This is a genomic window from Bradyrhizobium sp. 164 (assembly GCF_023073715.1).
GTDB lineage: Bacteria > Pseudomonadota > Alphaproteobacteria > Rhizobiales > Xanthobacteraceae > Bradyrhizobium.
In genome coordinates this window covers 230914-252557 of the sequence record NZ_JADPKA010000008.1, presented here as the reverse complement: position 1 = coordinate 252557, position 21644 = coordinate 230914, and the positions used below count along the sequence as shown (strand labels likewise).

General features: G+C 64.8%; 15 protein-coding genes, 1 tRNA gene and 1 pseudogene. 8 read left to right on the top strand and 9 right to left on the bottom strand.

Features of this window, described 5'->3' with window-relative positions; genetic code table 11:
- Positions 1 to 973 precede the first annotated feature (973 nt).
- From IVB01_RS04280 to IVB01_RS04270, 3 genes are all read right to left on the bottom strand, one after another.
- A tRNA-Lys gene (locus IVB01_RS04280) sits at positions 974 to 1049 on the bottom strand.
- A 290-nt stretch (positions 1050 to 1339) separates the two neighbouring features.
- A complete protein-coding gene (locus tag IVB01_RS04275; protein ID WP_247494252.1) occupies positions 1340 to 4003 on the bottom strand; it encodes a glycosyltransferase in 2664 nt (887 codons plus the stop codon).
- Between the two features lie 216 nt (positions 4004 to 4219).
- A complete protein-coding gene (locus tag IVB01_RS04270; protein WP_247275671.1) occupies positions 4220 to 4810 on the bottom strand; it encodes a beta-1-3, beta-1-6-glucan biosynthesis protein in 591 nt (196 codons plus the stop codon).
- A gap of 327 nt (positions 4811 to 5137) precedes the next feature.
- On the opposite strand from IVB01_RS04270, the gene IVB01_RS04265 reads away from it, so the two are divergent.
- Positions 5138 to 6697: a beta-(1-6) glucans synthase gene (locus IVB01_RS04265; RefSeq protein ID WP_247275670.1), complete on the top strand. Its 1560-nt coding sequence runs from the start codon at positions 5138 to 5140 to the stop codon at positions 6695 to 6697.
- Here IVB01_RS04265 and IVB01_RS04260 read toward each other — a convergent pair.
- Positions 6657 to 7037 (bottom strand): hypothetical protein, encoded by a 381-nt coding sequence (locus tag IVB01_RS04260; RefSeq protein ID WP_247275669.1) that lies wholly within the window; start codon positions 7035 to 7037, stop codon positions 6657 to 6659. The genes IVB01_RS04265 and IVB01_RS04260 overlap by 41 nt on opposite strands.
- 140 nt (positions 7038 to 7177) lie before the next feature.
- Here IVB01_RS04260 and IVB01_RS04255 point away from each other — a divergent pair, with 140 nt between their 5' ends.
- Complete coding sequence (locus IVB01_RS04255) at positions 7178 to 7324, top strand: hypothetical protein (RefSeq protein ID WP_247275668.1); 147 nt, start codon at positions 7178 to 7180, stop codon at positions 7322 to 7324.
- A 28-nt stretch (positions 7325 to 7352) separates the two neighbouring features.
- Here the strand turns inward: IVB01_RS04255 and IVB01_RS04250 are convergent, their stop codons facing one another.
- Positions 7353 to 7556, bottom strand: coding sequence for an MgtC/SapB family protein (locus tag IVB01_RS04250; RefSeq protein WP_247494251.1), 204 nt, complete (start codon positions 7554 to 7556; stop codon positions 7353 to 7355).
- 187 nt (positions 7557 to 7743) lie between these two features.
- Complete coding sequence (locus IVB01_RS04245; RefSeq protein ID WP_247275666.1) at positions 7744 to 9138, bottom strand: hypothetical protein; 1395 nt, start codon at positions 9136 to 9138, stop codon at positions 7744 to 7746.
- Positions 9139 to 9309: 171 nt separating this feature from the next.
- Here IVB01_RS04245 and glmU point away from each other — a divergent pair, with 171 nt between their 5' ends.
- Entirely contained in the window at positions 9310 to 10677 is a 1368-nt protein-coding gene (gene glmU, locus IVB01_RS04240; protein ID WP_247275665.1) for a bifunctional UDP-N-acetylglucosamine diphosphorylase/glucosamine-1-phosphate N-acetyltransferase GlmU, read from the top strand.
- A gap of 6 nt (positions 10678 to 10683) precedes the next feature.
- On the opposite strand, the gene IVB01_RS04235 is transcribed toward glmU, so the two are convergent.
- Entirely contained in the window at positions 10684 to 10902 is a 219-nt protein-coding gene (locus tag IVB01_RS04235; protein ID WP_247275664.1) for a hypothetical protein, read from the bottom strand.
- 217 nt (positions 10903 to 11119) lie between these two features.
- Here IVB01_RS04235 and glmS point away from each other — a divergent pair, with 217 nt between their 5' ends.
- From glmS to IVB01_RS04220, 3 genes and pseudogenes are all read left to right on the top strand, one after another.
- A complete protein-coding gene (gene glmS / locus IVB01_RS04230; protein WP_247275663.1) occupies positions 11120 to 12946 on the top strand; it encodes a glutamine--fructose-6-phosphate transaminase (isomerizing) in 1827 nt (608 codons plus the stop codon).
- A gap of 84 nt (positions 12947 to 13030) precedes the next feature.
- A complete protein-coding gene (locus IVB01_RS04225; RefSeq protein ID WP_247275662.1) occupies positions 13031 to 13795 on the top strand; it encodes a DUF502 domain-containing protein in 765 nt (254 codons plus the stop codon).
- Positions 13796 to 13896: 101 nt separating this feature from the next.
- Positions 13897 to 14753 (top strand): annotated as a pseudogene (locus IVB01_RS04220) (DUF1932 domain-containing protein).
- 28 nt (positions 14754 to 14781) lie between these two features.
- Here IVB01_RS04220 and IVB01_RS04215 read toward each other — a convergent pair.
- Together IVB01_RS04215 and recG are read right to left on the bottom strand one after the other, a co-directional pair.
- The gene (locus IVB01_RS04215; protein ID WP_247275661.1) at positions 14782 to 15219 is read right to left on the bottom strand and encodes an AAA family ATPase; all 438 of its coding nucleotides are present in this window, start codon (positions 15217 to 15219) and stop codon (positions 14782 to 14784) included.
- A 173-nt stretch (positions 15220 to 15392) separates the two neighbouring features.
- Positions 15393 to 17501: an ATP-dependent DNA helicase RecG gene (gene recG, locus IVB01_RS04210; RefSeq protein WP_247275660.1), complete on the bottom strand. Its 2109-nt coding sequence runs from the start codon at positions 17499 to 17501 to the stop codon at positions 15393 to 15395.
- A gap of 189 nt (positions 17502 to 17690) precedes the next feature.
- On the opposite strand from recG, the gene IVB01_RS04205 reads away from it, so the two are divergent.
- Positions 17691 to 17981 (top strand): succinate dehydrogenase assembly factor 2, encoded by a 291-nt coding sequence (locus IVB01_RS04205; protein ID WP_247275659.1) that lies wholly within the window; start codon positions 17691 to 17693, stop codon positions 17979 to 17981.
- Positions 17978 to 21496, top strand: a complete 3519-nt coding sequence (mfd, locus tag IVB01_RS04200) for a transcription-repair coupling factor (RefSeq protein WP_247275658.1) — start codon at positions 17978 to 17980, stop codon at positions 21494 to 21496. Before IVB01_RS04205 ends, mfd begins: the two co-directional genes overlap by 4 nt.
- Positions 21497 to 21644 lie beyond the last annotated feature (148 nt).

Here is a 21644-nt window from a genome sequence, read left to right as displayed (position 1 = left end):
GTTTGAGGCTCCGATCTGCCCTAATTGCCAGATCGGCATGAGGTGGTTTCGATCCGAGTTGGTGCGAGACAATCCGCCGTCGATACTCGCTCACCTCTTTGTCTGCCCTAATTGCAAGCGCGCTCAGCGCCAGGACCGCGAGATCTCGCCAGTTTGCGTTTCTCCCGGAAAGCTAGCGAGTCCGCGCCTTCGTGTAGTCGGCGAAAATAAGTAAGGCCGCCTCAGTTGGCCGCCTGTTTCGCCTGACACGCGGCGCACGATCAAGGGCGACGCATAGGCTTACTACTGGAGAATCGGCCCCGGCTTCAGGGGGCTTTTGGGGTAGGCCGGGGCCGCTCCGCCAGCTCGGCAGGGAGCCGGCAAGACTCTCAAGCTCCATATGGCGGCCTTGTTCCTCAGGAATCGACGCGACGCCCCCGGATCGCGAGCCGGGGATTGCCTCCCTCAAAGTCGGGCTGGACGTCGGCGCCGCGGCTTCCGCACCCCCTGACAGACGAACCGCGCTTCGATATCAGACAGTCGCACCTCATCAGCCCAACGATCCGCATCCAAAGCAACGTGACGCCCGCAATGGCAATAGGCCAACACGCCGCGAACACCCATCGCGCGCATTGCACCGAAGGTGATCTTCAGTGGCCTGCCGTCTGAGTGAGTAGGCGTGTGGCGTTTTGGGTGAGGCATTGCGCATCCAAACGCACTGCTCGCGAGAGTCAAATCGTCGAACGGTAGCGTTTCGAAAGGTGAGCTAACCACTTTCTGTGGTGGGTGTGGACAACGGCATCGGCTTCTTGCTGTCGGGCGCTATCCTCAGCGCGAGGCGAGCAACGATCGAGCCCCAAAAAATGGCGAGCCCGACAACAACGAAAATTTCCGCTGTCATTGTTGCACCTGCCGAGTGTGCACATTGTGTGCAGACAGCAAAAAGTCTCTCAACCTGAGAGGCCGAATATGGTCGTAAGTGATTGTTTTTGCTTGGTGAGCGCGCTGGGGCTCGAACCCAGGACCCCGTGATTAAAAGTCACGTGCTCTACCGGCTGAGCTACGCGCTCCCATGGCCGCTGATGGCTTGAAAGAGATCGCCATCGTGTTCGGTCATTTCGAGAAGCATGTCTTGCCGCCGCGCTCTACTTGCGTTGCGGGGAAAACCGGCTGTTTCCGGATCATGCTGTCGGCCCGCGCTGTGTAGGGGGAGTGGCTGCGGAGGTCAATAGTGCGGATGGCTGCCGAAGATCGCGGCAGGAGCGGCAATTCGTGCGCTGCTTCCGTTGGTTAGGTCAGGAATTTCAACCTGATTGGCGGGCCATCATCCACGCCGAAAGCGAGGATGGCCTGCCATCCGTCAGTTCGCCTCCCGCCGGACCTCGCTCGGCACCGGTTGCGGCGTGCCGCCCGGGTGGGGCAGCGCCACTGGGCGCAGGCCGATCAGCTCGGCGGTGCGGATCGCGCTGTCGCGCCAGAATTGGAACGAGTTGATGCGGCTGAGTTCGAGGATGGCAATCGCGACCGCGGCGAGGAACGGCAGGCTCTGGAGCACGAGGACGCCGGCGAAGATGTAGATCTCGGTGATCTGCCTAAAACTGTTCGAGGCGATCAGGACGCCGGCGCCGATCACCAGCAGAGTGCCGATCACGGCCTCCCAGAACGCCTGGAACTCGATCGACATCCGCGACAGGCCGCCTTTCGAGGTGCGGGCGAACGCGATGTGCTCGGTGATGAGGCCCTGCGCGACCGCACGCGACACCGTCCATTGCACGCTCATCGCCGCGATCATGGCGCCCAGCATCTGGCCAGGCTTGATCGCGACGCGGGCGCGGTACATCGACAGGAAGTGCGCCAGCGAGACAATGAAGGCGCCGATGATCGGCAGCGTCAGGATCTTGTCGGGGATGGCGATGTCGGCAAAGGCGACGATCGGCACCCAGACAAGATTGAGCAGCGCCACGACCACGCCGAGGCTTTCTGCGCCAAGCCAGTTCAGCCAGCCGAGGCCATATTCGCGCTTCTGGTCGGGCGTAAGCCGGCTCCTGCCGGGCAGGAAGAAGCGCCAGTGCTTCTTGACGATCTGGAGGCCGCCATAGGCCCAGCGGTGACGCTGCTTCTTGAAGGCTTCGTAGGTGTCGGGAAGCAGGCCCTGGCCGTAGCGATGGTTGGTGTAGTGGGTGGTCCAGCCGAGCTCCTGGATCGCCAGGCCGAGATCGGAATCCTCGCAGATCGTATCTGACGACCAGCCCCCCGCCATGTCCATCGCGGCGCGGCGGATCAGGCACATCGTGCCGTGCACGATGATGGCGTTGGCTTCGTTGCGCTGGACCATGCCGATGTCGAAGAAGCCGGCATATTCGCCGTTCATGATGTACTGCATGATCGACAGGTTGCCGTCACGATGCTCCTGCGGCGCCTGCACGAGGCCGACGCGCGGATCGGCGAAAGCCGGCACGAGGTCCTTCAGCCAGTCGGGATCGACGACATAGTCGGCATCGAGGATGCCGATGATCTCGGCATCCGCCGCGGTGCGGTCCATCGCGATGCGCAGCGCGCCGGCCTTGAAGCCCTGCACCTTCTCGGCATTGATGAACTTGAAGCGTTCACCGAGCGCGCGGCAATGATCCTGGATCGGCTGCCAGAAGGCGGGATCCGGCGTGTTGTTGATGATGACGACGCATTCGTAGTTCGGATAGTTCAGCCGCGACAGCGCATCCAGCGTCTGCTTGAGCATCTCGACCGGCTCGAAATAAGCGGGGATGTGGATCGAGACTTTCGGGTAGTAATTCTCGGGCACGTTCTCGACCGGCTTGCTCTTGGTGAGCAGCCGCTGCGGCCGCCGGCCGAACGCGACGGCCGCGATCTCGTCAATACGCGCCATCGCGATGAGGACGAGCGGAACGAGCAGGATCATGCCCAGCGTCAGCGCGAAGGCCGAGCCGAAGACGAAGTAATGGCTGTTCCAGAACGCGAACACCGTGGCGGCCCAGGCGCCGACGCCGTTGGCTGCCGCCGACAGCAGGAAGGCCTGCTTGGCGGTCGCTTTCTCGATGCGCAGGATCGGCAGCGACAAGAGGGTGCCGACCAGCAGCGCGATGCCCATCAGCTTCCAATAATCGGGGTTCTCGACCGGACCGGTCCAGGCGAATTTCGGCTCGCCGCTGGCGTTGAGGATGCCCCAATAGGGACCGACGCCGCCTTCGTAGAACTTCCAGGGCCGATCGATGGCTTCGACGATGTTGTAGTCCATGCCCATCGCTTCGGCGCGGCTGACGAAATTGCGTAAGGTCAGGGCCTGCTTGAATGGACCGGGGTCGGCATTGCGCAAGTTGTAGCCCGCGCTCGGCCAGCCGAACTCGGCAATCACGATGCGCTTGCCGGGAAACAACTTGCGCAGAAGTTCGTAACGATCGACCGCCTGATCCACAGCCTGGTCAGAGCGGAAGTTTTCCCAATAGGGCAGCACGTGAGCGGCGATGAAGTCGACGCTGGAGGCGAGGTCCGGAAAATCGCGCCAGATGTTCCAGATCTCGCCGGTGGTGACGGGAACGCGGACCGCGCTCTTGACCTTCTTGATCTTCTCGATGAGGTCCTCGACCTTCTGCTCGCCGCGGAAGATCACCTCGTTGCCGACCACGATGCCGATCACGTTGCTGTTCTTGCGGGCGAGCTCGATGGCGGCCTTGATCTCCCGCTCGTTGCGATCCTCGTCCTTGTCGATCCAGGCGCCTACGGTGACCTTGAGGCCGAACTCGGCGGCGATCGGCGGCACCAGCTCGCTGCCCTCCGTCGCGGTGTAGGACCGGATCGCTCGCGTGAGGGTCGAGAGCTTCTTCATGTCCGCGCGAATCTTGTCGGGGTCGACGTTGATGTCGACGACGTGTCCCGGTTCGAACGGCGTATAGGACAGACTCGGCACCAAGCCCTTGAAATCGGGCGCGGGTTCCTTGTCGCGGAGGACTCCCCACAGTCCCGCATGGAGCGCAGACACAAGCAACAGAACGGCGGCGACAACGCGCATCGCGGCTAACCAAAAGGGGCTGAGGTGGCAGGGAAGCGGATCCGACCCCGAGATCCGACCGAGTCCGCGGCAAAGGGAGCATACCTCTGCTGCGCGGTTTCACAACTGTCATGGCCTCATGTCCTTATGAGGGCATGGCCTTTTTCGAACGACGCGCGGCAGTGCCAACCGTGTCTTGGCCGATCGTTCCTGAACGACAGCTGAAACGACGCTTGGCTATTTCTGGGGCGCGGGCGTCGGGCTTGCCGCAGGCGAGGGGCTTGCGGCTGGCTGGGCGGCCTGCGCATTGCCCGGCGTCGGCGCTGGGGTTTGCGAGGCGCTCGCCGCCGCCTGCTGCGGCTGGGACGCCGGGTTGATCCAGCAAGCGTGCACGCGGCTATCCAGGGTCTCGGCGACCTTGGGATCGATTTGCCCGCCGAAGCGGGTCAGGCAGCGGAACGCAGCCTGGATGTGGCCGCCGGGGCAGCCGAAACGGTCGTAGAGGTCGAGATGGCGGAATGCAGTATCGAGATCATCCCGCCACATCAGCCGCACCACGCGCCGGCCAAGCCAGACGCATTCGGGATTGCCGGCGGGGCCGTTGATGACCTGGGCCGCTTCCGCGAATTCGTCGGTGCGGCGCTGGTTCTGGGCAGCGTCCTTGGCCGCGTCCGCGGGCTGGGCCGCGGCCTTCTGGTCGGGGGCGGGCGTGCCGCTCTGGGCGGAGGCGCCACCGAGGCCGGCGAGAACGAGAAGGGAGGAGACGGCCAAGGTGGCGGCGAACTGCCGCAGGACCGCATTTCGTAACTCGAACACCCGTTGCCGCATGAATTCCCCAATGTATCTGCTGGTCGTCCGCGTCAGGATCCCGCAGACGCGTCGGTGATGGCGTCCAAATGGGTCTCCAATGCGGCGGAAAAGTCTTTCCGAGTCCATGACCTGTATTTGGAATTTTGTCCAGCAAAGTCACAATCCTAGGCCCCGGTCGAACGGCCGCAGCCAGATTCCTGGGAGCAGCGGATCCACACCCGGGCGCACCCCCTTGGCAGACGGCGTGCAAGCAGGTAATCGACGGACCCTTCGCGGAGGACGGAACCGATTTCTCTTCGTACGCCACTGGCGCTTCTGCTCGTTTCACTGGGTGCGATTGCTGCCGTGTGGTGGTGGTTGGCGACGCCAATCACGCTCGCGCGCGCGCCGATCGATCCCGCCGAGAAGGTCCAATGCGTCTCCTACGCGCCGTTCCGCGGCGAGCAGTCGCCGCTGGAGACGTGGACCCATATCGAGGCGGACCAGATCGAGCAGGACCTGCGCCAGCTCAAGGAGATCACTGACTGCGTCCGCACCTATTCGATGGAGAACGGGCTCGACCAGGTGCCGGCGATCGCCGCCAAGGTCGGCGGCCTGAAAGTGCTCCAGGGCATCTGGCTCTCCAGCAACCGCACCAAGAATTTCGAGCAGGCCGCGCTCGCGGTTCGCCTCACCAAGGAATTTCCTTCCATCATCACCACGGTCATCGTTGGCAACGAGGTGCTGCTTCGCGGCGAGATGACGACGGCGGACCTCGTCTCCATCATCCGCTCGGTCAAGGCGCAGGTTAGCGTGCCCGTCACCTATGCGGACGTCTGGGAGTACTGGCTGAAGAATCGCGAGGTCTATGACGCCGTCGACTTCGTCACGATCCACATCCTGCCCTATTGGGAGGATTTCCCGGTGAAGGCGAAATTCGCCAGCGCCCATGTCGAGTCGATCCGCGAACGCATGGCGGTGGCGTTTCCGGGCAAGGAGATCCTGATCGGCGAAACCGGCTGGCCGAGCGAGGGACGTATGCGCGACGGCGCGCTGCCGTCGCGCACCAACCAGGCGCGGGTGGTTTCCGAGATCCTGAGCCTTGCGAAGGCACAGAAGTTCCGTGTCAACCTGATCGAGTCCTACGACCAGCCGTGGAAGCGCAAGCTGGAAGGCACCGTCGGTGGCTATTGGGGCCTGTATGATTCGGTGCGCCGCGGCCTGAAGTATCCGCCGGGCGAGCCGATCAGCAATTTCCCGTACTGGAAATGGTACATGGGCGCGGGCATGGGCCTCAGCGTGCTGGTGTTCGCGGTTGCCGGTCTCACGCTGCGCCGGCGGCCGTGGACGCCGCGCTTCTCGGCCTGGCTCGGCGTCGGCATCTCGGCGACGACGGCGGGCATCCTGCTCGGCATCGGCGCCGATAAGATGTATTACGAGAGCTACGGCATCGGCGGCTGGCTGCTCTGGGGCGCGCTGCTCCTCGCCGGCATCCTGTCGCCGATCTTCTGCGCGCAGGCGATGGTGATCGGCCGCAGCCTTCCCACCTTCCTCGATCTGCTCGGCCCGCGCGAGGGCCGGAAATGGTCCAAGCTCACCGCCGTGCTCGGCCTGACGCTGGCCGTGGCCGCGGTGATCGCGGCGCAGACCGCGCTCGGCTTCGTGTTCGACCCGCGCTACAAGGATTTTCCCTACGCCGCGCTGACGATGGCCGTGGTGCCATTTGCGCTGCTGATGCTGAACCGGCCGCAGATCGGCCAGCGTCCGATCGCGGAGGCGGTGTTCGCGGGCCTGCTGGCGCTGTCGGCCGTCTATGTGCTGTTCAACGAGGGCCGCGACAATTGGCAGTCGCTGTGGACCTGCGCGATCTACCTCTTGTTCGCGCTCACGCTGTGGCGGGCGCGGGCCGAGCAAATCCAAGAATGAACAGGCCAATCGCAAGGCCCGACAGCACGACATTGTAGAGCACGATGCCGAGGCCGGCGGCGATGACGCCGACGGTGAGCAGCACGATCGACGGCCGCATCAGGTTCAGCGTCGCAACCACCAGCGCGACGATCCCGAACACCGAATTCTTGAACAGCACGGTCGAGACCGAGCGCGCCTTGCAGAGCAGCGTCTGAAGGCCGGCATCGCAGGCGAGCGCGACTTGCGACAGTTCGATCGCGAGGTAGCGCAGATAAAGCGCATAGCCGACGGAGGCGAAGCCGACGACGATCAGGAACTGCACCTGGTAGGGCGTGAGGCGGAAGGGCTTTTTTGTCATGGCGGCAATATGGTCGGGATGGCACCGGCAGGCAACAGGGCAGGCGAAGTTTCTGCTGACCGCATCCCCCAGGAACACAAGAGGGGCGGGCTGGTTCTGATGTTGTGACGCCTAACGCATGATGTCTTCGAGGAGTGAGCATGGACAAGCCAACCCAGGAGCAGCTGAAAGAGCTCAAGAGGCTGAGCAAGGAAGCGCGGGTCGACGATTGGTCCGAGGTCGTACAGTCCAAGGATGAAGCGGAGATGCGTATTCGCGATCTGAAGGAAAAGGCGCGCATCGAATAGTGATTGCCTGCGCGGAGATCCATCAAGGTCAATTTTGCGCCTTTCGGCTCTGTTCTGAGGGACGGCGCTCGTATTTCTCGGCCAATGCGAGCAGCCCCTTAACGCGGAGCCGAGGGCCCAGCGCCAGGGTCCGCATTCCCATCGGCTTGTCGTTCATATCGCGGTCAATGCCGATCAGCAGACCTGTTCCCGCCGCGACGAGAAGCCTCAGCACGTGATCCAGTTCGTTCATCAAAGCACGCGAGGTTTCGATGGGCGACTCTTGAGGCGGCGTTGGACGAGCGCGAACTTGCTGCGAAAGAGCGTCTCAGGTCCAAGCGTCCGATGGTCGCATGCGCGCGCAACGCCGGATTTCATCGCTGATCTTGCGGCGAGTCCGCGCGCCGCCCCCGACAAAGCGCCCGCGAATGTTTTGGCGCCTATCGCCTGAAGAACGAGGACAGCGTCGATCCTGCAGACGTTGACGCCGCCTCCGGCTTCGGCGGCGCGGGCTGCGCCGCAGGTGGGGGTGCAGGCGGCGGCTCCTCGCGCTTCGAGCGTTTCGAGGAATAGTTGCGCCGGCGCTTGTCCGGCTTTGCAATTGGCGCGGGCGCCGAGGCGCTCTCGGCCTGCGGCACCGCCTCTTGGCTCTTCTCGGCGTTCTTGTCTTGAACCCTGTCTTGAGTCTTCTCCGGCCCCTTTTCTTGAGCCCTCTCTTGACCGCCGCGCATCGATAAGCGCTGGCCGTCGAACACGGTGGTCTCGCAGTGGCGGTCGTTCTCGGTCAGGCCGGCGCACAGTTTTGCGGCGGCGGCGGCGTTGATCAGGGGCCCGGCACCCAAACGGAGCTGCATGCCGAGGCCCGCGGCGCCCTCCTTGATCATGATGATCGGCCGCAACGCTCCAACTTCCGGATGGGATTTGGTCACGCCGCGCCAGAGTGCGCGCAGGCCATCGATCGAGTTGGCGCCGCCGAGGTCGATGGCAAAGCGCGTCTGCTGGACTGCGATCGCGGGCGCTTCGGTCTCGGCTGCTTCCGGGGGCTTCGTTGCTGTCGCGACGACCTCGGTTGGAGTAGGAGCCGGCTCGGGCTTCTTCTCGGCGGCCTTCTCGGCTGCCTCAGGTTGAATCAGTTTCGACGCGGCTGTATCCGGCGGCGCCATGATCGACTTGGACGGCACCAGCGGAATGGTCGGCAGCGCCGAAGTCATGGCCGGTGACTGCTGCACGAGCGAAGCGGCGGCCGCCGTCTGCGGCGGCGGGCTCGACGGCTCCTTCGCAGTCTCCTTCGGCGTATCCTTCTGGGTATCCTTCTGGGTATCCTTGGCGGCTTCGGTGCGCGGCTTCTCGCTCGCCGGAGCTGGCGTCGAGACGACCGGCGCGACGCTGGGAGCTGCGGTCGCTGGCGCGACATCCTGCGGCTTGGCGCCTTGCGGCGGCGTGGCGTTCTGCTTGGCGATGGCACCGGTGACGGAATCCAGACCCTGCTCGAGCACCGTGACGCGTGAATAGAGCCGGTCGCGGTCGCTGTTCAGCGTCTCGATGGCGGCGGCGAGGCGGCGTGCCTCGTTCTGGCTGTCCTTGGTCAGCATTTGGAGCCGGTCGGCCTGGCGCGCGAGGTCAACGGAGGCAATTTGGTCACGGCGCCAGCCAATATGGGCCTGGTTGGCCACCACCGCGATGACGACGGCCCCGACGGCCGCGACGCCCCACGAGCCCAGCCGCCACATCATGCGGCGGTCGAACGCGCTTTCCTCGGCCAAAAGTCCGGAGAACAGCCCGCCGGTCTCCTTGGTGTCGAAGGCATCCGCCAGTGGGTCGGAATCCTTTGCCATGAACGTTAAGTGCCCAGCCCCGTCTGGCTTCCCCGAATCAATCAGGGAACATTAACAGGAAAAGCGTGCCGCACTTGAATTCCGGGCGTTTGCGGGGGTAGCAAGGCGAGAGCATCTGGGCGGCCTGCCGTCCGCCGCACCATTGATCCGGCCGTATCTGACAGGATTCCGATGACCGCCCGTTCCAGCCTTACGATCGTGCTCGCCGCCGGCGAAGGCACGCGCATGCAATCGAGCCTGCCGAAGGTGCTGCATCCCGTCGCGCATCAGACGCTGCTCGCCCATGTGCTCGCCGCCGCACCAAAGGGAACCGGCACGTCGCTCGCCGTCGTGATCGGTCCCGATCACCAGGCCGTCGCGGAGGAGGCGAGGCGCAGCCGCCCCGACGCACTCACCTACGTGCAAGCCGAGCGGCTCGGCACCGCGCATGCGGTGCTGGTGGCGCGCGAGGCGATCGCGCAGGGGGTGGACGATCTCTTGATCGCGTTCGGCGACACGCCGCTGATCTCGGCCGAAACCTTCGCGCGGCTGCGCGAACCGCTCGCCAGGGGCGCCGCCATCGCCGCGCTCGGTTTTCGCGCCGCCGATCCCACCGGCTATGGCCGCTTCATCGTCGAGGGCGATCACCTGGTCGCGATCCGCGAACAGGCCGACGCCAGCGAAGCGGAGCGCAAGATCGATCTCTGCAACGCCGGCGTGATGGCGATCGATGGTCGCCGCGCGCTCGAAATCCTCGGACAGGTCGGCAATGCCAATTCCAAGAGCGAATATTATCTGACGGACGCAATCGGCATCGTCCGCGACAAGGGATGGGAGTCCGTGGTGATCGAGACCAGTGAAGACGAGGTGCGCGGCATCAACACCAAGGCGCAGCTCGCCGAAGCGGAAGGCGTGATGCAGGCGCGCTTACGCAAAGCGGCGATGGAGGCCGGCGTCACGCTGATCGCGCCGGAGACGGTGTACCTGTCCGCCGACACCGTATTCGGCAAGGACGTCACAATCGAGCCGTTCGTGGTAATCGGCCCGGGCATCTCGATTGCCGACGGCGCGGTGATCCATTCCTTCTCACACATCGTGCAGAGTGCGATTGGCAAGAACGCGTCTGTCGGTCCGTTCGCGCGCATGAGGCCGGGCAGCTCGCTCGGCGAAGGCGCCAAAATCGGCAACTTCGTGGAGACCAAGGCCGCGACTCTCGAGGCGGGAGCGAAAGCCAATCATCTTGCCTACATCGGTGATGCGGTCGTCGGCGCCAAGTCCAACATCGGCGCCGGCACCATCACCTGCAACTACGACGGTTTTGGGAAGCACAAGACGGTGATCGGGCAGGGCGCCTTCGTCGGCACCAACTCCTCGCTGGTCGCGCCCGTGAAAATCGGCAACGGCGCCTATATCGGCTCCGGCTCGGTGATCACCCGCGATGTACCCGACGATGCGATGGCGCTGGAGCGCAACCAGCAGACCATCCGGGAAGGCGGCGCGGCGCGCTATCGCGAGATGAAGACCGGCGGCAAGACTCCCGAAAAGAAGCCGGAGACGTGAGCGAGGCTATTCGTCGTCGGCGAATTCGGAGAAGATGGCGCGGGTCAGGCGCCAGCCGCGCGGCTTGGCGCGCTTGGCCGGCTCGCCTTCGGGATGCTTGATGAAAAGCGGCTTGTTCTCCTTGCCGCGCAGGGGCGGCGGCCAATGCGCAAGGTGCGTGCCCGAGGTCTCGCTGGCGCGCAGATACATCGACGACCGGCCTTTGCGGTCGGATGAGCTTCTCATGGCCGTCTCTCCTGGGCGGGAATCGTTGGCCAAACATGTTGACAGTGAGTTAACGTGCGAGGTTAAAGGCCGGCCAAATCGACGCAGGCGGGGCTCGGTGTGATCGGTGCTGTCTCAATCAGCAATAATTATTGAGTACCTGGTTCCGTAGGAGTTTCGCTAAAACCAACCGCGTCGTTTAGGCGATTTTTCGGCGATTTGGGGGATAGTGATCCGCATGTGCGGGATTGTCGGCATTCTCGGGCGCGAACCGGTTGCAGAGCAATTGGTGGAGTCGCTCAAACGTCTCGAATATCGCGGCTATGATTCCGCGGGCGTCGCCACACTCGAAGGCAAGCACCTGGAGCGCCGCCGCGCCGAGGGCAAGCTGAAGAACCTGGAGAAGCGGCTCGAGGCGGAGCCGTTGCAGGGTACCACCGGCATCGGTCATACCCGCTGGGCCACCCATGGCAAGCCGACCGTCAACAACGCGCATCCGCACGCGACCGAACGCGTCGCCGTGGTCCACAACGGCATCATCGAGAATTTCCGCGAGCTGCGCGAGGAGCTCGAGACGAAGGGCACGGTATTCCACACCGAGACCGACACCGAGATCGTGGTGCACCTCGTCGACGATCTGCTCGCGCGCGGCAACAAGCCGGTCGAGGCGGTCAAGCTGACGCTGGCGCGCTTACGCGGCGCCTTCGCCCTCGGCTTCATCTTCGCCGGCGACGACGACCTCATGATCGGCGCCCGCAACGGCCCGCCGCTGGCGATCGGCTATGGTGACGGCGAGATGTATCTCGGCTCCGATGCCATCGCGCTCGGCCCCTTCACCGACACGATCAGCTATCTCGAAGACGGCGACTGGGTCGTGCTCACACGCAAGAGCGCTGATATCTTCGACAAGGACGGTCACGCCGTCCAGCGCGACAAGATCAGGCACGCGGCCTCGACCTCGCTGGTCGACAAGGCCAATTACCGCCACTTCATGGCGAAGGAGATCCACGAGCAGCCCGAAGTGGTTGGCCACACCCTCGCGCGCTATGTCGACATGGCAACCGAGCACGTCGCGCTGCCGGTCAAGCTGCCGTTCGACTTCAAGACGATCCAGCGCATCAACATCACGGCCTGCGGCACCGCGAGCTATGCCGGCTACGTTGCAAAGTACTGGTTCGAGCGTTTTGCGCGCGTGCCGGTCGAGGTGGACGTCGCCTCCGAATTCCGCTACCGCGAAGCGCCCCTGCGCAAGGGTGATCTCGCCATCTTCATCTCGCAATCCGGCGAGACTGCCGACACGCTGGCGGCGCTGCGCTATGCCAAGGCCGCGGGCGTGCACACGGTCGCCGTCGTCAACGTGGCGACCTCGACGATCGCGCGCGAGAGCGAGACCGTGCTGCAAACGCTCGCCGGTCCCGAGATCGGCGTCGCCTCGACCAAAGCCTTCACCTGCCAGTTGATGGTGCTGGCAAACCTTGCCATTGCGGCCGGCAAGGCTCGCGGTGAATTGTCCGACGAGGACGAGACCAAGCTCGTCCATGGCCTCGTCGAGATCCCGCGCTTGATGTCGGATGCGCTCACCACCGAGGTGGAGATCGAGCGTCTGGCGCGCGAGATCGCAAAGTCGCGCGACGTGCTCTATCTCGGCCGCGGTACCAGTTTTCCGCTGGCGCTCGAAGGCGCGCTGAAGCTGAAGGAAATATCCTACATCCACGCCGAAGGCTACGCTGCCGGCGAGCTGAAGCACGGACCCATCGCGCTGATCGACGAAGCCATGCCCGTCGTCGTCATCGCGCCGTATGACCAGGTGTTCGAAAAGACCGTCTCAAACATGCAGGAGGTCGCCGCGCGCGGCGGCAAAATCATTCTGATGACCGACGCCAAGGGCGCGGCGGAGGCGACCGTCGATTCTCTCGTCACCATCGTCATGCCTGACATGGCGGCGGCGTTCACGCCGATGGTCTATGCCGTTCCGGTGCAGCTGCTCGCCTATCACACGGCCGTGGTGATGGGCACCGACGTGGACCAGCCGCGCAACCTCGCAAAATCGGTGACCGTGGAATAGGCACAAGGGATATCGGTTGGTCGCAGTCTTCCCAAACCTGCTAGAAGCCCCTAGCTTGTGTGCTGCGACCCACCTGGAACCCTAATGACCCCCCGCGACGACGCGCCTGCGCCACCTGATCCCATTCCGGAACCACATACCGGCCTGATCGGCCGTTTCCGCAATTATTTTCTGACCGGCCTCGTCGTGACGGGGCCTATCGCGATCACGCTCTATCTGGTCTGGTGGTTCGTGACCTGGGTCGATGGCGTGGTGCGGCCGTTCGTGCCGCTGGCCTATCGGCCTGAAACATATCTGCCCTACGTCATTCCCGGATGGGGACTGGTTGTCGCGTTTTTCACGCTGACGCTGGTCGGCTTCCTCGCGGCCAACCTGATCGGCCGGACGCTGGTCGATGTCGGCGAGACCTTTCTCGGCCGGATCCCGGCCGTGCGCGCCATCTACCGCGGCCTCAAGCAGGTGTTCGAGACATTGTTCTCGGGCAAGGGCTCGAGCTTCCGGAAAGTGGGCCTGGTCGAGTTTCCTTCGCCCGGCATGTGGTCGATCGTGCTGATCTCGCAATCGCCGAACGAAGACATTGCGCGCAACCTGCCCGGACAGGAGGAACACGTCTCGGTATTCCTGCCGTGCTCGCCGAATCCGACCACCGGTTTCTTCTTCTATGTCCCCAAAAGCAAGATCATCGAGGTCGATCTCACCGCTGAGGACGCGGCCACGCTGATCATGTCGGCCGGCGTGGTTCAGCCGGGCTCGGCGCCAGATCCGAAGAAGGCCGCCGCGCTCGCGGGCGTCGCCAACGCCGCACGCATCGCGAATGCGTCTGCGCTCCAGCCTGCGAAAGTGGAGTAGGGCCATTCCGGCGGGATGGCCACATTCACGCAGGCGTTCGCGTCCTCTGCTAGTGTCGGGTCGACTGAGCGTATCGTTCGGAATTCGGCCTGGAGTGCATGATGTCCAAAACCATTGCGATCCTCGCGCCGGGTGCCATGGGCAGTGCCGTGGCTCGCCGCCTCAGCGAGAATGGCGCGCGCGTGCTGACGTCCCTGAAAGGGCGAAGTGAAGCCACACTGAAGCGCGCGGCGGACGCTGGCATGGTCGGCACCGAGGACGACGCGCTTGCTGAAGCAACATCATCCTCTCGATCGTGCCTCCGGGCGAAGCAGTGGCGCTGGCTGAACGGCTGGCCGCGCTGATCATCCGGCGCGAGAAGAAACCGGTTGTGGTCGACTGCAACGCCGTCAATGTCGATACCGTGCAAAGGATCGCAGAGATCATCGGTTGGGCGCAGGCGCCATTCGTCGATGCCGGCATCATCGGCTTTCCGCCGCAGCCGGGGGGCAAGAGCCCGGCCTTCTACATGTCCGGCGAGTACGCCAAGGACGTCGCCGTTCTGAATGACCTTGGTCTCGATGTGCGGATCGTTGAAGGCCCGGTCGGCGCAGCCTCTGCGCTCAAGATGTCCTACGCCGGCATCGTCAAGGGTCTCGCCGGCATCGGCTCGGCCATGGTAATCGCGGCAACGAAAGCGGGCGCGGCCGAGGCGCTGCGCGACGAGCTCGCGCTCAGCCAACCCGCGATCCTGGCTCGGCTCGAGATCGCGCTGCCCGACATGATCCCGAAAGCCTATCGCTGGGTCGCGGAAATGCGGGAGATTTCCGGATTCCTCGGCCCCGATCATCCGGCCACCCAGATCTACGAGGGCTTTGCGCGGTGGTTCGAGCATCTCGCGGAGGACGCGAAGGGCGAGGCGGCGGATGCGGAGCTGTTGAAGGCGTTCGCCGCGCGCATCGCGCAGAAGAAATCCTGATCGCCTGATCTCACGTCACCACAATCATTCACTCGCCGTGCGCTGAAACGGATTCCAGAAAACCCTGGATATCCCGGTCGCGTCTCAGGCGCACGACCGGGACATCAGGGCCATATTGAATGCGCTCGGCCTCGATGGCGGGCACGCGCTCCGTGTTGTAGCGCCACGCCTCTTTCATCAGTTTCCAGTCGAACTGTTCCGGACATCCCTCGGGCAAATCGGGCCGTGCGGTAGCGCGATCGAAAGCCGAGCGCCAGAGAATACGCCATTGGCAAAGCCAGCGCGGACGGTCGATAACGACCAGCGTATCGGCGCGCGCGAGCGTGAGATCGAAGGCCAGCCCCGAGAAGCTGCCGTCGACGACCCACGCATCGCCCGCGATTGCCTCAGCGACGCGCGAGCGAAAGCTTGCCTTGTCGGATGGCTTCCAGCCCGGCCGCCAGTAGAGCACGTCGAGATGCACCACCGGCAGCTCGAGCTTTCGCCCGAGCTTCAGGGCGAGGCTCGTCTTTCCGCTTCCTTGGGAGCCAACGACGATGATCCGGCGCATGGCCGAAGGTTTTCACGAAAACGCTCGCAACGAAAGATAGCACTCTTGGCCGAGACCGAGGCGGCCGCATCCTTCGCTGCCGCGATAGCTCAGCCCGCCCCGATCAGCGGAATCGCCTCGTCCCGCTCATACAGATACAGCAGGCACCGCAACGCTTCGCCGCGCTCGCCCTTCAGCTTCGGATCGTCCTTCAGGATGCGCAGCGCCTCGTCGCGCGCCTGGGTGATGAGCTGGCCATGGACTTCCGAACGCGCGATGCGATAGCCGGGCAGGCCGCTCTGGCGCACGCCCAGCACGTCGCCTTCGCCGCGCAGCTTTAAATCTTCCTCGGCGATGCGGAAGCCGTCGGTGGTTTCGCGGATCACCTTCAGCCGCGCCTTCGACATCTCGCCGAGCGGCTCCGAATACAGCAGCAGGCAGGTCGAGGCTTCCGAGCCGCGCCCGATCCGGCCGCGCAGCTGATGCAATTGGGCAAGACCAAATCGTTCGGCGTTCTCGATCACCATGATGGTCGCGGCCGGCACGTCGACGCCGACTTCGACCACGGTGGTCGCGACCAGAAGCCCGATCTCGTGGGCAGCGAACTGGCCCATCACGCGGTCCTTCTCGGTGCCCTTCATCTGGCCGTGAACGAGGCCGACGCGCTCACCGAAGCGTTTTTGCAGGCTTTCGAAACGCTTCGTCGCGTTGGTCAGGTGCTCGGTGCCCTCGGCCTCGGATTCCTCGACCAGCGGGCAGATCCAGTAGACCAGCTTGCCGGATTGGAGCGCGCGGCCGATGCCGTCCATGACCTCCTCGATCCGGCTCACCGGCACTGCGCGGGTGTCGATCGGCTGGCGGCCGGCCGGCTTTTCGCGCAGCTCGGAGATGTCCATGTCGCCGAAATAGGTCAGCACCAGCGTGCGCGGGATCGGCGTTGCACTCAGCACCAGCACATCGACGGATTCGCCCTTCGAGGTCAGCGCGAGGCGTTCGCGCACGCCAAAGCGGTGCTGCTCGTCAACGATGCCGAGCGCGAGGTCCTTGAAGATGACATCGTCCTGGATCAGCGCATGCGTGCCGACGAGGAGGTCGATCTCGCCGGCTTCAAGCTGCGCCAACAGCTCCCGACGCTCCTTGCCCTTTTCGCGGCCGGTGAGGATCGCAACCCGCATGCCGGCGCGCTCGGCGAGCGGGGCGATGGTCTTGATATGCTGGCGCGCCAGGATCTCGGTCGGGGCCATCAGCGCGGCCTGTTTGCCGACCTCGGCGACCGCGGCGGCAGCTAACAGCGCCACCACGGTCTTGCCGGATCCGACGTCGCCCTGGAGCAGGCGCAGCATGCGCACGGGCTGTTTCAGGTCCTCGGCGATGGCCGCAGCAGCGCTGCGCTGCGACGGCGTGAGCGCGTAGGGCAGGGCGTCGATGATGTTGTTGCGCAGGTGCCCGTCGCCGGCATTGCGCACGCCGGCGGGGCGGCGCAATTGCGCGCGGATCAGGGCGAGTGCGAGCTGGCCGGCGAGCAGTTCGTCGAAGGCGAGACGCGACCAGAACGGCTGGTCCGGCAGGACGTCGGTGAGCTCGACCGGCTGGTGCACGCGCGTGAGCGCCTCGGTAACCGGAGGAAAATTGCAGCGGCGCATCACCTCCGGACTGATCCACTCCGGCAGGGCTGGCAGCTTTTGAAGGGCCTGCGCGATCGCGCGGCGCAGCGAGCCGAGCGCGAGGCCCTCGGTCAGCGGATACACCGGATCGATGCCAGAGAGCTTTGCAATCGCCTCTTCGTCGAGCACGCGATCGGGATGCACGATCTGCGGGATGCCGTCATACATCTGCAGCGTGCCGGAGACGTAGCGCTTCTCGCCTACCGGCAGCAGCTTTTCGACATAGCCGGGCTTGGCGCGGAAGAAGGTCAGCACGACCTCTCCGGTGTCGTCGCTGGCGTAGACGAGATAGGGCGCGCGCGCGTTGCGCGGCGGGGGCGGGCGATGGCGGTCGACGGTGACCTCCAGCGTCACCATGGTTCCCTGGACGGCGTCGCGGATTTTTGGCCGGGTCCGGCGGTCGATGACGTGGCTCGGCAGGTGCAGCAGCAGATCGACCAGCCGCGGCGTCTCGTTGCGGCTGAGCAGGTACTGCAACAGCTTGTCTTGCTTCGGACCGACGCCGGGCAGGCTGGTCACGGGAGCAAACAGCGGATTGAGCAGACTGGGGCGCATTCTCGCAACAATCGTCACGCGGGCTCAACCCGCGCATCCATCTATTCAAGAGGATGGATTGCCGGGTCAAGCCCGGCAATGACGACCACAAACAATTGCAACAACAAAGGGCTGACACGGCCGGTCCGAGTGGCTATATCCACCCCGCCCGGCACGTCCGGGCTTTCTGCGTTTGACTGGATTTGAGACATGACGGGAACGACACGATCGAGCAGCGGGCTCGACGACCGCCGCAAGCGGCTTCTGTTCCGCTGCTGGCACCGCGGCACGCGCGAGATGGACCTGATCCTCGGCCGCTTTGCGGATGCCGAGATCGGCAATTTGTCCGAGCCTGAATTGATCGAGCTCGAGCGCTTGCTCGAGGTCAACGATCCCGATCTCTATGCCGCGGTCACCGGCGACAAGGTGCTTCCGGCCGATGTCCCCGGCGCGCTGTTTGCCCGCATCAAGGCATTCCCGATCGCGGACGGCGACGCATGAAGCAGGGCATGAAATCACCGGCCGAGCTGCTGACGCCCGGCCGCGCGCTGACGCTTGCCAATGTCGCCGAGGGCGCCGAAGGCCTCGTCGTCTCCGATCTCGCCCGTGCCATCGCGGCGCGGCCGAAGAAGCCGGCGGTCAGCCTTGCGGTGGTCTGCCGCGACGGTCCGCGCATGCAGCAGCTCGAACGGGCACTGCAATTCTTCGCGCCCGATCTGCCGGTGCTGACCTTCCCGGCCTGGGACTGTCAGCCCTATGACCGCGTCTCGCCGCATGGCGGCATTTTGGCGCAACGCCTGACGACGCTGGCGCGGCTGGCTTCGCTCGCCGGCAGCGACAAGCCGCTGATCGTGCTGACCACGGTGAACGCCGTGGTGCAGCGCGTGCCTGCGCGCGACCTCGTCGCGGCGCAGGCGCTGTCGGTTGCGCCAGGCAACGTGGTGCCGATGGACACCATCGTCGCCTGGCTCGAGCACAACGGCTACAACCGCTCCTCGACCGTGCGCGAGCCCGGTGAATACGCCGTGCGCGGTGGGATCCTGGACCTGTTTCCGGCCGGCCTCGATCAGCCCGTGCGCTTCGACTTTTTCGGCGACAGCCTGGAGTCGATCCGCTCGTTCGACGCCGAGACGCAGCGCACGCTGCTCGACATGCGCGCGCTCGACCTCGTGCCGATCTCGGAATTTCAGCTCGTCACCGACACCATCCGCCGTTTCCGCATGGGCTATGTCGCCGAGTTCGGCGCGCCCGAGCGCGAAGACGCGCTGTACGAGGCGGTCAGTGAAGGCCGCCGCCATCCCGGCATGGAGCACTGGCTTCCCCTGTTCCAGGACCGGATGGACACGCTGTTCGACTATCTGCAAGGCGCGGCCGTCGCGATCGAGCCGCAGGCCGAGGATGCCGTCCGCGAGCGCTTCAAGCAGGTCCTCGACTATTACGAGGCCAGACGCGAGGCGCTGGAGCATCCCGGTGGCGGCGCCATCTACAAGCCGCTGCCGCCCGACCGGCTCTATCTGACCGAGGAGGAGTGGGGCAAACGCCTCGGCGACGTCCCGGTGGCGCGGCTGACGCCGTTCTCCGTGCCGACCGACGGCACGAGTGTCGTCGATGCCGGCGCGCGCAAGGGCCGCGACTTCGCGCCGGAACGCAATGACACCACCGTCAATGTGTTCGAGTCCGTCGTCGCGCATGTGATGGCCTTGCAGGCCCAGCGCAAGAAGGTCGTGATCGCGCTGTGGACCGAAGGCTCGCGCGACCGCATGACCTCGATGCTGCGCGACCACAAGCTGGCCCACACAACCAGCGTCAACAGCTGGCGGACGGTGCAGGCGACGCCGCGAAACGAGACCATGCTCGCCGTGCTCGGCCTCGAAAGCGGCTTCGAGACCGACGAGATCGCACTGATCAGCGAGCAGGACATCCTCGGCGACCGTCTGGTGCGGCCGCGCAAGGCGAGCCGCAAGCTTGACAATTTCATCTCGGAAGTGACGAGCCTCGCCGCCGGCGACATCGTCGTCCACGTCGATCACGGCATCGGCCGCTTTATCGGCCTGCAGACCCTCGACGTCGCGGGCGCGCCGCACGACTGTCTCGAGCTGCATTATGCCGCCGAGACCAAGCTGTTCCTCCCCGTCGAGAACATCGAGCTGTTGTCGCGCTACGGCTCCGACCAGACCACCGTCGAGCTCGACCGCCTCGGCGGTTCGGGCTGGCAGACTCGCAAGGCCAAGCTGAAGAACCGCATCCGCGAGATCGCTGGCGAGCTGATCAAGATCGCGGCCGAACGCATGCTGCACGAGGCGCCGAAGCTGCCGGTGCAGCAGGGCCTCTACGACGAGTTCTGCGCGCGCTTTCCCTATGACGAGACCGAGGACCAGCTGGGCGCGATCGAGTCCACTCTGAAGGATCTCGAAAAGGGCCGCCCGATGGACCGCCTGATCTGCGGCGACGTCGGCTTCGGCAAGACCGAGGTGGCGCTGCGCGCGGCCTTCGCCGTGGCACTCGACGGCAAGCAGGTCGCGGTCGTGGTGCCGACCACGCTGCTCGCCCGTCAGCACCACAAGACTTTCTCCGAGCGGTTCAAGGGTTTTCCGGTCAACGTGGCGCAGGCCTCACGCCTCGTCCCGACCAAGCAGCTTAACCAGGTCAAGAAGGGCCTCGCCGACGGCTCCGTCGACATCGTCGTCGGCACCCATGCGCTGCTCGGCAAGGCGATCAAGTTTCGCGACCTCGGCCTGCTCATCGTGGACGAGGAGCAGCATTTCGGTGTCAGCCACAAGGAGCGGCTGAAGGCGCTTCGCGCCGAGGTGCACGTGCTGACATTATCGGCGACCCCGATTCCGCGCACGCTGCAATTGGCGCTCACCGGCGTGCGCGAGCTCTCGATCATCGCCTCGCCCCCAGTCGATCGGCTCGCGGTCCGCACCTTCGTCGCCCCGCACGATCCCTTGATGATCCGCGAGGCGCTGTTGCGCGAGCGATATCGCGGCGGCCAGGCGTTCTACGTGGTGCCGCGCATCGACGACCTCGCCGAGGTCAAGGATTTCCTCGACAAGAACGTGCCGGAGATGAAGGTCGCGGTCGCGCACGGCCAGATGCCGCCCGCCGCGATCGAGGACATCATGACGGCATTCTACGACGGCAAGTTCGACATCCTGCTGTCGACCACGATCGTGGAATCCGGCCTCGACATCCCCAACGCCAACACGCTGATCGTGCACCGCGCCGATATGTTTGGCCTGGCCCAGCTCTACCAGCTCCGCGGCCGCGTCGGTCGCTCCAAGCTGCGGGCGTACGCACTGTTCACGCTGCCGGCGCAGCAGAAGATCACCGCGCAGGCCGAGCGCCGGCTCACCGTGCTGCAATCGCTGGAGACCCTCGGCGCAGGCTTCCAGCTTGCCTCGCACGATCTCGACATCCGCGGCGCCGGAAACTTGCTCGGCGAGGAGCAGTCCGGCCACATCAAGGAGGTCGGCTTCGAGCTGTATCAATCGATGCTGGAGGAGGCGATCGTCAACCTCAAGGCCGGCGTCTCCGAACCCGCCGCCGACCGCTGGTCGCCATCGATCACGATCGGCATGCCCGTGCTCATTCCGGAGGACTATGTCAACGACCTCTCGGTGCGGCTGTCGCTGTATCGGCGCCTCGCCGATCTCGACACCGAGGAGGAGATCGAGAATTTTGGCGCCGAGATGCGCGACCGCTTCGGCGTCTTGCCCGACGAGGTCCGCTATCTGTTCAAGGTCGCCGCGATCAAGGCGTTCTGCCGCCGGGCCAATGTCGAGAAGATCGATGCAGGTCCCAAGGGCGCCGTCATCGCCTTCCGCGACAATTCCTTCGCCTATCCCGATCGCCTGGTGACGTTCATCCGCAGCCACGGCAAGGCCGCGAAGGTGCGGCCCGACATGAAGGTGGTGTTTCTCCAGGACTGGGAGACGCCCGAAGAGCGTCTCGCCGGCACCACGGAGATCATGCGCCAGCTGGCGCAGCTCGCGCAGAGCAAGAAGGCGGCGTGAACCTCCGGTCTCTCCGCGTCATTGCGAGGAGCCCTTGCGACGAAGCAATCCAGAATCGCTCCGCGGAGAGAGCCTGGATTGCTTCGCGGAGCCTGTCATCGGGCCGCGCTTCGCGCGGACCCGTTGGCTCGCAATAACGGGGCTTGTT

What these genes read in the sequence shown, in the direction of transcription:
- recG (WP_247275660.1), bottom strand. Translation starts at nt 17,501, where the DNA reads ATGCGCCCCAGTCTGCTCAATCCGCTGTTTGCTCCCGTGACCAGCCTG.
- IVB01_RS04260 (WP_247275669.1), bottom strand. Translation starts at nt 7,037, where the DNA reads ATGACAAAAAAGCCCTTCCGCCTCACGCCCTACCAGGTGCAGTTCCTG.
- glmS (WP_247275663.1), top strand. Translation starts at nt 11,120, where the DNA reads ATGTGCGGGATTGTCGGCATTCTCGGGCGCGAACCGGTTGCAGAGCAA.
- IVB01_RS04205 (WP_247275659.1), top strand. Translation starts at nt 17,691, where the DNA reads ATGACGGGAACGACACGATCGAGCAGCGGGCTCGACGACCGCCGCAAG.
- glmU (WP_247275665.1), top strand. Translation starts at nt 9,310, where the DNA reads ATGACCGCCCGTTCCAGCCTTACGATCGTGCTCGCCGCCGGCGAAGGC.
- IVB01_RS04225 (WP_247275662.1), top strand. Translation starts at nt 13,031, where the DNA reads ATGACCCCCCGCGACGACGCGCCTGCGCCACCTGATCCCATTCCGGAA.
- IVB01_RS04250 (WP_247494251.1), bottom strand. Translation starts at nt 7,556, where the DNA reads ATGAACGAACTGGATCACGTGCTGAGGCTTCTCGTCGCGGCGGGAACA.
- IVB01_RS04275 (WP_247494252.1), bottom strand. Translation starts at nt 4,003, where the DNA reads ATGCGCGTTGTCGCCGCCGTTCTGTTGCTTGTGTCTGCGCTCCATGCG.
- mfd (WP_247275658.1), top strand. Translation starts at nt 17,978, where the DNA reads ATGAAGCAGGGCATGAAATCACCGGCCGAGCTGCTGACGCCCGGCCGC.
- IVB01_RS04270 (WP_247275671.1), bottom strand. Translation starts at nt 4,810, where the DNA reads ATGCGGCAACGGGTGTTCGAGTTACGAAATGCGGTCCTGCGGCAGTTC.
- IVB01_RS04245 (WP_247275666.1), bottom strand. Translation starts at nt 9,138, where the DNA reads ATGGCAAAGGATTCCGACCCACTGGCGGATGCCTTCGACACCAAGGAG.
- IVB01_RS04255 (WP_247275668.1), top strand. Translation starts at nt 7,178, where the DNA reads ATGGACAAGCCAACCCAGGAGCAGCTGAAAGAGCTCAAGAGGCTGAGC.
- IVB01_RS04235 (WP_247275664.1), bottom strand. Translation starts at nt 10,902, where the DNA reads ATGAGAAGCTCATCCGACCGCAAAGGCCGGTCGTCGATGTATCTGCGC.